We start from the raw sequence: 11,009 nt of genomic DNA on the forward strand, positions 1-11,009 counted from the left end.
GTCATGGCCATCGGGAGGCTGGTCTCTTTTCTGGAGAGCATCCTTCGTCGCGTCTTCAAGGACCTCCGTCTCGGCGGCATTGTTCTCCTGGTGACGACGGTGGGGCTGACCTACGGTGTTGCTGCCCTCCTTATCAAGGCCGCTTGCGCGGTTTCGCCTCAGGCTGGATTGGTCGTGTCCCTGTACCTCGGATGGGTTTCCCTGGCCGCACGGTCGCTGCACGTGGAATCGGCCAAGGTGACGAAGGCGCTCCGGAATGGCGATCTTGAGGGGGCGCGAGTCGCGCTTTCGTGGATTGTCGGGCGGGAAACAGCGGAGCTTGATGAGCCTGAGATTGTGAGGGGGGCCGTCGAGACGGTAGCGGAAAACACAGGCGACGGTGTCATCGCCCCGCTTTTCTACCTGATGCTGGGAGGCCCCGCCCTTGCCCTTGCCTACAAGGCGGCCAACACCCTCGACTCGATGGTGGGATACAAGAACGAGCGCTACCTGGAGTTCGGCTGGGCCTCGGCGCGGTTTGACGACCTCGTGAACTTTATCCCGGCCCGGCTGACAGGATTGCTGATGGTCCTCGCCGCGCCCGTCTGTGCCCTGAGCGGCCCCGGCGCCTGGCGCATCATGCGCAGGGACTGCCGCAACCACAACTCTCCCAACAGCGGCTTTCCTGAAGCGGCTGCTGCGGGTGCTTTGGGCGTGAGACTCGGCGGCACCAACCGCTATTTCGGCAGGATAGTCGAAAAGCCGACCATTGGCGATCCGGCTGTGCCGCTTTCCGTTGCTGCGTATAAAGGGGTGGTGCGGCTGATGTATTGCAGCGAGGTGCTGCTGGTGGTTTCTTGGCTGGTGGTTAGGGTGACGCTGAAATCGGGATAAGTTCCCGAGAGGACGCCAAAAGCAAATCCCCCCTGTCCCCCCTTTGACAAGGGGGGGACGTTACACGCGCTTTCACAAGGGGGGACGCTAGCTTCTCCGTACGTTCAAAGAACAGCATGACCAGGGAATAGCCGTACGTTCAAAGAACAGCATGACCAGGGAATAGAAGTACGATCCGTTTCTATGGCCTCAACTGGAAAGGTGCCGATGTCGACAGCCCACGAACATGGAGGCAATGTTTTTGCCATTGCCAGGTCCCTTGGTATTCCCCCCGAGAGGATCGTGGACTTCTCCGCCAGCATAAATCCCCTCGGTATGGCGCCGGGAGTCCCTGGCGCGCTTGCGGGATCCATTGACCGCCTGCTCCATTATCCCGACAAGGGTGCTGCCGAACTGAAGGAATCTCTCGCCTGCTACCACGGCGTAAGTCCCCGCGACATTGCGGTGGCCAACGGGTCGACCGAACTCATCCACCTGCTGCCGCGGGTGGTGGCAGGGAAGAGGGCGCTGGTCGTGGCGCCTGCATTTGCCGAATACGCACTCGCGCTTGAGAAGGCGGGATGGCTGATCGATTACTTCACCTTGAAGAGTGATGATGGATTCGCGCTGTCACTGACGGCGCTGCAGGAAAAGTTGGCGGAAGGATACGATCTTCTATTCATCTGCAATCCGGGTAATCCCTCCGGCTCCCTCATTCCCAAGGCCCAAATAGAAGGCGTTATCGAGCTCTGCCGTGATACCGGAACCTTCCTGGTCCTCGACGAAGCCTTCATCGACTTCTGCGAGGCTGAATCGGCGAAGCGCCTGGTGCGCGAGTTCCCACGTGCCCTGCTGCTGCGTTCGATGACCAAATTCTTCGCCATACCGGGCCTTCGGCTCGGATACGCGATCGGGAATCCCGCGACGATAGGATCGATATCCTCCCTCCAGGATCCCTGGAGTGTCAACACTGCCGCCCAGGTTGCCGGAATAGCATCGTTGATTGATGAAGAGTACTGCCAACGCACCAGGGAGTATGTGGCGATCGAGCGGGAATCCCTGGCCGGAGGGCTGTCGACGATTCCCGCCCTACACGTTTTCCCGTCCCGGGCGAACTACCTCCTGGTGGAAGTGAAGACCGGACCAAGCGCGGCTGAACTGCGTGCTGGACTGATGCAGAAGGGGATACTGATCCGGGACTGTGCCAACTTCGAAGGGCTCGACGGTCGGTTTTTCAGGGTGGCGGTCCGGCTGAGGGAAGAGAACGAGATGCTTTTGGAAAACCTGAAGGGAATTCTGGAAGGAACGTGATGTTGCGGTGGGCGCGGCGTCTGGCCCGCGAATAGCCGCGCCTGCGTGTGAACCTTATACTCGAGCTGCCGCCAGCTCTTTTCTGCTGAGCTTGATCCTCTTGATCTCCTCGCTGCAGACGTAGCGCACGATGGAGTCGCGGTCCCTTTCATTTATGTGCATGAAGGTGAGGCCCGCGCTGACGGGGGTGCCATCCCCCTCCTTCCCCAGTTTCGTGTGAACCACCTGTGCCACGACCGGGACGACCTTCGGCTCGGGCAGGGGGAGGTGGAACGTTGCATAGACGATGTCGCCGATGGTCATGGCCATTTCCGTCTCGGTACGCAGCCCGCCTCCGCTGATATTCACGATGCGCGGGAGGCTGCTCGGTCCCGCAGACCTTAATCCCCCAAAGCCGTTCTCCTCCGCAGTTCCGGCAGTGACATTGAAAAGCACCACCGGTATCTCGGTCCCGAGCCGGAAGTACTCCCTGGTATCCTCCGGGACGACGGGGCCCGCAAAACCTGCAAGGAGCTCCTCGCCGGGGGCTTCGTTGACCACCAACCTGCAGCTATAGCCGAAGCCGCTTCCCCCGATCCTCACTACCAGCGATGTCTCAGGGTGCAGCATTGCTCCCTCCGGTAGGTTGTCGGACGAAAGTCGCAGTGAGATCTGGTTGTCTTCTACGGCAGTGACGACGGCTCCGTCGTTGAATACTTTCCCGCCTTCTATCGACATCTCGACCGTTGCCCGCTGCCCCGGGTGAAAGTAATCCTTGTAGTTGCACGTCTCGTTTTGCATAGGTGGCCGTCCCTATAATTGAAGTCAATTACAAGTCTGCTGCAGCGACTTCTTAATGCAAGTGAAAAGCCAATCTTTTCACACCTTCAGCCGTGAATCCAAACTCTAATTAAAACAGGCGGTAATGGTCTGTTCAAGGATCTGGTGGCCCTGTCACGTACGTTATAGCCCCGACCGTCTGGGTTATATGACCAATAACCCCGGCAGTCCCCCAGCTACAACAATAGGAATTAACCTTGACTTTGCTGCCGGTGTGGCTATCCTAAAACGAAATCATTTCCATTTAGGAGCGTGCATGGACGAACGTCACGCCTTGGCTCTCAGGGAAGCAGGGATGAAGGCCACTCCGAAGAGGCTGGCCATCCTCGACATGCTCGACGGCGAGGCGGCCTATGCCAGTCCTGAAGAGCTCTGGAAGCGGCTGCGCGAGCGGTTCGACAGGCTGGGACTTCCCACCGTGTACCGCAACCTCGAGGAACTCGCCGCCAGCGGCGTCATCTCCAAGGTGATCCATCCAAACCGGCAGCTCTATTACTATTTCTGCCGCAACCGGGAACACCATCATCACTTCGTCTGCCTCTCCTGCCGCAAGGTCGAGGACATCCCCTCCTGCGGAATCGAGGCGCTTGAGCGGGAAGTGACTCAGAAAAACGGCGGGAAGGTTCTCTCTCACATCCTGCAGCTGAACGGGCTTTGCGGCGGCTGCGCCGGTGAGAGGGGAGACGTCAAATAGGACTGTCATGAGCAATGCACTCACGGTGAAAAATCTCTGCGCGGGCTACCATGGTGTCGAGGTACTGAAGGACATTTCCTTCAGCGTCAACGCAGGAGACTATATAGGCATTTGCGGGCCCAACGGCTCCGGGAAAAGCACGCTGGTCAAGCTGATTCTCGGCCTCCTCTCCCCGACCCGGGGGGAGATCAACCTGCTCGGGACGCCTCGCGATGGATTCAAGGAGTGGAAACGGATCGGATATCTGCCCCAAGGGTTGCAGTTCTTCAACCCGCACTTCCCTGCTACGGTCGACGAGGTCGTCCGCTTGGGAAGACTTGCGGGAAAGAACTTTCCGAAGCGTTTCAACCGTGAGGACAGCGACGCGGTGGACCGGACCATGGAGTGGATGGGGATCTCCCACATCAGAGGCGCCATGATCGGGGAGTTGTCGGGCGGCCTGAGGCAGCGCGTGTTGCTGGCTAGGGCACTGGTCAACGATCCGGAACTGCTGGTCATGGACGAGCCGACCACGGCGCTCGACCCTGAGACACGCGAGAGTTTTTACAAGCTTATCTTCGAGATGAACCGCGAGCGGAAGGCCACGGTGCTGCTGGTCACTCACGACACCGCCACCATCGGGAAGTACGCGTCCCACCTCCTTTATCTGGACAAGGAGGTCGTCTTCTACGGGAGCTTCGACGAATTCTGCAACTCCCCCGAGATGACAGGATTCTTCGGCGTTCACGGCCAGCATCTCGTATGTCATAGGCATTAAAGGCTAAAGGCTAGCCCCTAGTCCCTAGTCCCTGGGTCTCTGCCTTCAAGAGGAACACATGCAGATAGCAGAAATGCTCAGTTACAGTTTCATGCAGAGGGCGCTGATCGGCGGATCCTTGATCGCCATCCTCTGCTCGGTGCTGGGAATCTTCCTGGTGCTGCGCCGGCTCTCGCTGATCGGCGACGGCCTCGCCCATGTCACCTTCGGCAGCGTCGCCATCGCGCTGTTTTTCCGGCTCTATTCCTTTTACATGACCCTCGCCATCATCCCCATCGTGCTGGCCTGCGCCATGGGAATACTCAAGCTCGCCCAACGGGCACGGATCTACGGGGATGCGGCGATAGGCATCGTTTCGGCCCTGGGCATAGCCACTGGGGTCATGCTGGCCAGCGTGGCCGGAGGTTTCAACGTCGACCTCTTCAGCTACCTTTTCGGTAACATCCTCTCCATAAGCCGCAGCGAGCTGGCCATCGCGGCCGTCCTCTTCTCCATCGTCATTACCGGGGTCATCATCTTCTACAATGACCTCTTCGCCAGCACCTTCGATGAGGAACTGGCCAAGGCCTCCGGCATCGACACCGACAGGATCAACGCCATCCTGGTCCTCCTCACGGCACTGACCGTGGTGCTGGCCATGAAGGTGGTCGGCATCATGCTGATTTCGGCGCTACTGATCCTCCCTGCTGCCACCGCACTCCAGCTCTCCAAGGGCTTCAAGACCGCCATTGTCGCCGCCGCCTGCATCGGGGTCTGCACTGTCATCGTCGGGATCACCCTCTCTTTCAGCATGAACCTCCCCACCGGCGCCACCATCGTCATCATCAACTTTATGACCTTCGTCACCGCTTTCTCGGCCCGCACCGTCCTTAAGCGGAGGTAGCATTAACCCGCTTCCGGTGGCTCCTGCCGTGACTCTCGCCGCTACGGAGTCTATTGCGGCTCCCTCGCCTCCTATCTTCCTTTTTTTTATTTGACCATCAACTTTGACCGCCTCGCGCCGAAGAGTAGTTACGGTGGGCTTCCCCTGCCAGGACTGTATCCGAGGCGGCTGTAATGATCGAATCAAATGCGTGGACGAGGGATGGCATAAAAAGCAAATATGCCGGTTATGACCGAATCACCGGCCTGATCTGCGGGCTCCTGCTCGCCCTCGTCGCGCTGCATGTAAATCTTGTCCCCATCGACCCGGACAGTGCCATCATGCTGGCCGTCTCTTGTGTCGTTCTCTTCTGCTACAGAAGTGTTGCCACTTACTTCCTCCAGGAGGGCCACCGCAGGAGCGCTCTCGACCTTTTTCTGCTCCTCCTTTTCGTGGTGGACGTCTGCTGGTTCACCGGGAAGACCGGAAGCCCCTTCATCCCGGTCATCTACCTTATCCTTATCGCCACCTCCCTTACTTTGGGAAAAAAGACCACCTACTGCATGGCGGGAGTCTCGATAGCGTCCTATATCGTGCTGGCCTTCGCGCAGGCCCCGGTTATCGGCGTCCCTTTCATCGGAAGAGTGGTCGAGCTCTTCCCTTTCGTGCTGACAGCCCACCTGGGTGCCCTCCTTTCGGGTGAGGCCCAGACGGTCCGGGCCGAGGTGGAGAGGCTCTCCCTCACCGACGACCTTACCGACCTCAACAACATGCGGAGCTTTGAAAATCTCGCCCTGCAGCAGGAGAAGCTCTCCAAGCGCTATGACAAGCCCTTCGCCATCTGCATGATCGATGCGGACAACCTGAAGCAGGTGAACGACAGGCATGGCCATCTGGCGGGGACCGAGCTGATCCGGTGGACGGCGCGGATCATCGGCCAGAACACCAGGGAGTGCGACATCGCTGCGCGTTTCGGGGGGGACGAATTCATCGTCATGTATGAAGGGCACGACAAGGAGCAGATCCGGCCCGCGGTGGAGCGGATCGTGCGCGCCATGGCGACCAGCCCCTTCACCTTCGAGGGGCACAAGGTGGAATGTACCCTCTCCGCCGGCATCGCCTCGTACCCTGCCGATGGCCCCGATCTCAGAAGCGTGATAATGAGGGCGGACGAGGCCATGTACCGCAGCAAACGGCTCGGCAAGAACATGGTGTCGCTGTACCAGGATGAGACGGCCAGGAAGGGGCGTGGACTACAGGTAGGGGGAGAACAGCTTGGCCGCGGCGTCCCGGATCTTCACCGGAAGACTGCGGCCGTCCACCTCGGCCAAAGTGACCTCTCTGGAGACGGCCAAGGCAGCGGCGCAGCGCTTCTCCAGGACTCCCGCAAAAGCTAGATCGTAGACTTCGACGTCGAACTCGAAATTGAGCCTCAAGCTTCTGGGATCCAGATTGGCACTGCCGATCAGGCTCCAGCTCCGATCGATAACCATGAACTTGGTATGCACGAACGGGGCGGGCTGGGCAAAGATCCTCACCCCCTGCTGCAGCAATTCCCAAAGATAAGAGCGGCTGGCCCAGTGGACGAAGGGGAGATTGTTGACATCCGGGAGCACCAGGGTGATCTCTACTCCCCGCAGCGCAGCGGTCACCAGCGCCGCGACCAACGGCCGGTCGGGGATGAAGTACGGGGTGACGATCACTACCCGCGTCCTGGCACAGGAAAGCGCGCCCAGTATGATCCAGTGCAGCTTCCTGAAGTCCTTGTCCGGGCCGTCGCTCACCGCACGCGCCAAGGCAGTCCCAAGCTCCGGCAGAGCTGGAAAGAACCGGTCCCCGGGTAACTGCTCCCTTTTGGCAAAGCACCAGTCATCCAGGAATGTCCGCTGCAGGTCGGCCACCACCGGGCCCATGACCTGGAAGTGCAGATCCTTCACCACCGGAGGGCGGCCCGACACCATGTGCCTTCCGCCGATGTTCATCCCGCCGGTGAATCCCACCATCCCGTCCACCACCAGGATCTTCCGGTGGTTCCGTAGGTTCAGGTAGCCGCCGGGCCTAAGTGGCAGAAACCTGCGGAACTGGACCGCCGAGCCCTTGAGAAGCTCCCTCGCCGTAGGCCTCGAGTATTTCTCCCCCAGGCTGTCCACGATCACCCTTACCTCGACCCCCCGGTCCGCCGCCCGGGCCAGTGCCTGGATGAAGCGCTTGCCGGTATCGTCGCCATCGAAGATATAGGTGCAGAGGTGGACGGAGGAGGTGGCCTTGGCTATGGCGGCGAGCATGGCGGGATATGCCTCCTCGCCGTTTTCCAGAGGGGTGATGAGATTGCCGGGGCGGAGGCCCCTGCTGACGACCCGGTCCGAAAGGCTCCGCAGTTCGGCGAGGTAGGAGAGTTCGGCGGGGAGGGGGGCGGAGACGTCAAGGCGCTTTCGGGGTGGGTGGCTGGCCTTCCTGTGCCAGCGCCGGGCCCTGCTGTAGATCCTGTTGACTCCGAGGCCCCAGTAGGAGAGGGGGCCGACCAGGGGGACTGCCAAGCAGGTCACGATCCAGCCGAGTGCCGAGCGGGGATCCCTTTTGTTGACCAGGGCGTGCCCGGCCGAAAGGATGGCTAGCGCCGTCAGGGAAAAGATGAGCAAACCCCACAGGACTTCCAAATGGTGCCTCCATAGCTCCTGTCAACCCTTCGGCAAGCTCAGGGTGAACGCTTCGACAAGCTCAGGGCCAACCCTTCGACAAGCCCAGGGGGAACGGGGTTGATATCGAATCCCGGGAAGGTGAGAGGGGCATTGGTGGCGAAGCCGTCCGGAACGTTCGTGCTGAGCCTGTCGAAGCATCTGTACCGTTCGTGCTGAGCCTGTCGAAGCACGCACACTTGAAGCTTATAAGCCTGTGGGGGAAGCAGAAAGGGGGCGGCAACGTGCCGCCCCCCGAATGAAAAGATCTTGTCCTCATTTCTGCGCTAGAGTCGGCTGAACGGCTCCGCCCTCTTGGTCCATTCGCTTTGCGGGTACTCTTTCTGCAGCTGCTGAAGGATGTCCTTCAGTGCCGTGGCCGACTGGCTCGACTTGTAGCGCGACACCCCACGCAGGTAAACCGCCTCCGGAGCAGCCGCGCTCTGCGGGTAACCGTTGAGCAGGGTGTTGAATTGCAGCACCGCCTCGTTGTGTATTCCGCGGTCCAGCGCGGTCTTCCCTATCCCCAGGAGCAGGTAGGGGACCATCTCGTCGGGAGGGAGGAAGCCGACTGTCCGCTGATGTTCCCTGCCATAAAAGTCCAGGATCATCAGGGTCGGGGTCCAGACCACCCGGAAGTCGGCGGAAAGGGTGCTGGTGCCGGCCGGAGCGTGGAGGGGGACCATCCTGTCGATGATGAAGTTCTCCACCGCCTGGTCCGGAAAGGTGACCGCGTCCATCTGATTGCAGCCGATGCATTCGGGGCTGTAGAACTCGACCAGGATCTCCTTGTGCTCGGCCTTTCCCCTTGCAAGCGCCTTAGCCATTTCCGTTTCCCATGGTATCATGGCAACCTCCGGCTCATTGGTATGCGACAAGCTTAAGGTTAGCCCCGCTTTTAGTCATGTCAAGTGCCCTATCAGCTTGCAGTTTTGGGCGAAATGCTTATAATGAAAAAGTTTCACACAGATCCCCGCTCTTTAAGAGGAAGTCCCCTTGTCGACCAAAAATCCGCGCCGTGCAGCCTTCGATATTTTGCTTCGCATTGAAAAAGAGAGATCGTTCGCGGACATCCTGATTGACCACGAGCTGAGTAAGGGAATGATCCAGGGGGCGGACCGGGGCCTGCTCACCGAGCTGGTCTACGGCGTGCTGCGCCGGCAGGGGACCCTGGATCATATCATGGGGCAGTTCTCGAAGCAGAGGCCCGAGAAGCTCGAGCTTTTCGTGCGGCTGCTGCTTCGGCTGGGCCTCTATCAGGCCTTTTTCCTGGACCGGGTTCCCATCTCCGCAGCCGTCAACGAAACGGTCAATCTGGCCAAGGAGTTGGCGCCGAGGGCTTCCGGCTTCATCAACGCCATCCTGCGCAATGCCGACCGGGGCCGTGACAAGATAAGCTATCCGAACCGCGATACAGATCCCGCCCAGTATCTGGCGGCTCGCTATTCTCACCCTGCCTGGCTGGCTGCCCAGTGGTGCGACCAGTTGGGTGTTGACGATGCCGAGGCCCTTGCCGCTGCCATGGCGGAGCCGCCGCCTTTGACGGTAAGGACCAACACCCTGCGCATTTCACGTCAGGAACTGATGGCGCGCCTGGCCGGGGAAGGTGTCACCTGCGGCGAGACCGCCTGGTCGCCCGATGGTATCCGGCTGAATCAGTCCGGGGCGATAACCAGGCTCCCCTCCTTCCGGGAGGGGCTCTTCACCGTCCAGGACGAGTCGTCGCAGTTGGCCCCGCTATTCCTGGCGCCCGAGAAAGGGGAGCGGGTGCTCGATGCCTGCGCCGCACCGGGCGGGAAGACCACCCAGATAGCACAGCTGATGGGGGACAGCGGCGAGATCTTCGCCTGCGACGTGAGCCAGAAGAAGCTGCGGCTGATCAACGAGACCTGCGACCGGCTCGGCATCAAGTCCGTCAGGACCTTCTCCATGGATGCCACCGCCCCGTCGAACGCCATCGCCGACGTGACCTTCCATCGCATTCTGGTCGATGCTCCCTGCTCCGGTCTGGGGGTGATCAGGCGTAACCCGGAGGGGAAGTGGTGGAAGTCGCAGGCGGATCTGCCGCAACTGGCGGCCACCCAGTTCGCCATCCTCGAGAACCTGTCGGAATATCTCGAGCCGAACGGCACGCTCCTCTATGCCACCTGCTCCACGACCTTGCAGGAGAACGAAGAGGTCATCTATCGCTTCCTGGTAAGGCACCCGGAGTTCGAGATCGAGGACCTGCGCCCGCTCTTCCCGTCATACGCCGCCCTAATCACCGAGCGCGGTTTCTTCAGAAGTTGGCCCCATAGAGACGGGATGGACGGTTTCTTTGCGGCGCGGCTCAAGAAAATCCAGTAGGAGAACCCATGAAAAAGATAGCCCCATCCATCCTGTCAGCAGACTTTTCACGGCTGGGCGAAGAGATCGCAGCCATCGAGGCCGGGGGAGCCGACTACGTCCATATCGACGTCATGGACGGCCATTTCGTCCCCAACATCACCATCGGTCCGCTGATCGTCGAGGCTGCGCGGCGGGTCACCAAGCTTCCCCTTGACGTCCACCTCATGATAGCGGACCCGGACAAGTACATCCCGTCCTTTGCCGAGGCGGGGGCGGACATCATCGTGGTTCACGCCGAGGCAACCGTTCACCTCCACCGCACCATCCAGCTGATCAAGTCGTTCGGCAAGAAAGCCGGTGTCTCCCTCAACCCCGCGACCCCTTTGAGCGTTCTCGATTACATCCTCGAAGACCTGGACCTCGTGCTGCTGATGACCGTGAACCCGGGCTTCGGCGGGCAATCCTTCATTGAGGCCTGCATCCCCAAGATCCAGGCCCTGCGCGCCATGATGGACAAGCGTGGTGTCGAGGCGGAGCTGGAGGTTGACGGCGGAGTGAAGACCGATAATATCGCCCGTATAGCCCACGCGGGAGCCGACGTCTTCGTGGCCGGCAGCGCCGTATTCAACACCCCCGACTATGCGGCAACCATCGCGGAGTTGAAGAAAAGGGCAAAGGAACCGGTACTCTGACCGAGGCGAAAGATCCCTT

10 protein-coding genes and 1 pseudogene are annotated in these 11,009 nt (G+C 60.3%); 8 read left to right on the forward strand and 3 right to left on the reverse strand.

The window, feature by feature from the left end:
- Positions 1 to 873: adenosylcobinamide-phosphate synthase CbiB (gene cbiB, locus AC11W3_RS11060; protein WP_484093019.1), on the forward strand; the 873-nt coding region annotated here is incomplete at its 5' end.
- Between the two features lie 207 nt (positions 874 to 1,080).
- Complete coding sequence (cobD, locus tag AC11W3_RS11065) at positions 1,081 to 2,163, forward strand: threonine-phosphate decarboxylase CobD (RefSeq protein ID WP_484093020.1); 1,083 nt, start codon at positions 1,081 to 1,083, stop codon at positions 2,161 to 2,163.
- 54 nt (positions 2,164 to 2,217) lie between these two features.
- On the opposite strand, the gene AC11W3_RS11070 is transcribed toward cobD, so the two are convergent.
- On the reverse strand, positions 2,218 to 2,943 hold the full coding sequence (locus AC11W3_RS11070) for a PilZ-like domain-containing protein (protein ID WP_484091007.1): 726 nt from the start codon (positions 2,941 to 2,943) through the stop codon (positions 2,218 to 2,220).
- A 295-nt stretch (positions 2,944 to 3,238) separates the two neighbouring features.
- On the opposite strand from AC11W3_RS11070, the gene AC11W3_RS11075 reads away from it, so the two are divergent.
- The 4 genes and pseudogenes from AC11W3_RS11075 to AC11W3_RS11090 form a co-directional block, all read left to right on the forward strand.
- On the forward strand, positions 3,239 to 3,676 hold the full coding sequence (locus tag AC11W3_RS11075) for a Fur family transcriptional regulator (RefSeq protein WP_484091008.1): 438 nt from the start codon (positions 3,239 to 3,241) through the stop codon (positions 3,674 to 3,676).
- 7 nt (positions 3,677 to 3,683) lie between these two features.
- Positions 3,684 to 4,433, forward strand: coding sequence for a metal ABC transporter ATP-binding protein (locus AC11W3_RS11080; RefSeq protein WP_484091009.1), 750 nt, complete (start codon positions 3,684 to 3,686; stop codon positions 4,431 to 4,433).
- A gap of 58 nt (positions 4,434 to 4,491) precedes the next feature.
- The gene (locus AC11W3_RS11085) at positions 4,492 to 5,316 is read left to right on the forward strand and encodes a metal ABC transporter permease (RefSeq protein WP_484091010.1); all 825 of its coding nucleotides are present in this window, start codon (positions 4,492 to 4,494) and stop codon (positions 5,314 to 5,316) included.
- A 542-nt stretch (positions 5,317 to 5,858) separates the two neighbouring features.
- Positions 5,859 to 6,500: pseudogene (locus tag AC11W3_RS11090) on the forward strand (GGDEF domain-containing protein); the annotation flags it as partial.
- Between the two features lie 48 nt (positions 6,501 to 6,548).
- Here the strand turns inward: AC11W3_RS11090 and AC11W3_RS11095 are convergent.
- Positions 6,549 to 7,952, reverse strand: a complete 1,404-nt coding sequence (locus AC11W3_RS11095; RefSeq protein ID WP_484091011.1) for a phospholipase D-like domain-containing protein — start codon at positions 7,950 to 7,952, stop codon at positions 6,549 to 6,551.
- Between the two features lie 305 nt (positions 7,953 to 8,257).
- Complete coding sequence (locus AC11W3_RS11100) at positions 8,258 to 8,797, reverse strand: thioredoxin fold domain-containing protein (protein WP_484091012.1); 540 nt, start codon at positions 8,795 to 8,797, stop codon at positions 8,258 to 8,260.
- 169 nt (positions 8,798 to 8,966) lie between these two features.
- On the opposite strand from AC11W3_RS11100, the gene rsmB reads away from it, so the two are divergent.
- Both rsmB and rpe read left to right on the forward strand, forming a co-directional pair.
- On the forward strand, positions 8,967 to 10,316 hold the full coding sequence (gene rsmB / locus AC11W3_RS11105; protein WP_484091013.1) for a 16S rRNA (cytosine(967)-C(5))-methyltransferase RsmB: 1,350 nt from the start codon (positions 8,967 to 8,969) through the stop codon (positions 10,314 to 10,316).
- A gap of 8 nt (positions 10,317 to 10,324) precedes the next feature.
- Positions 10,325 to 10,990 (forward strand): ribulose-phosphate 3-epimerase, encoded by a 666-nt coding sequence (rpe, locus tag AC11W3_RS11110; protein ID WP_484091014.1) that lies wholly within the window; start codon positions 10,325 to 10,327, stop codon positions 10,988 to 10,990.
- The last annotated feature ends 19 nt before the right edge of the window (positions 10,991 to 11,009 follow it).

The organism is Geomonas sp., assembly GCF_056994735.1.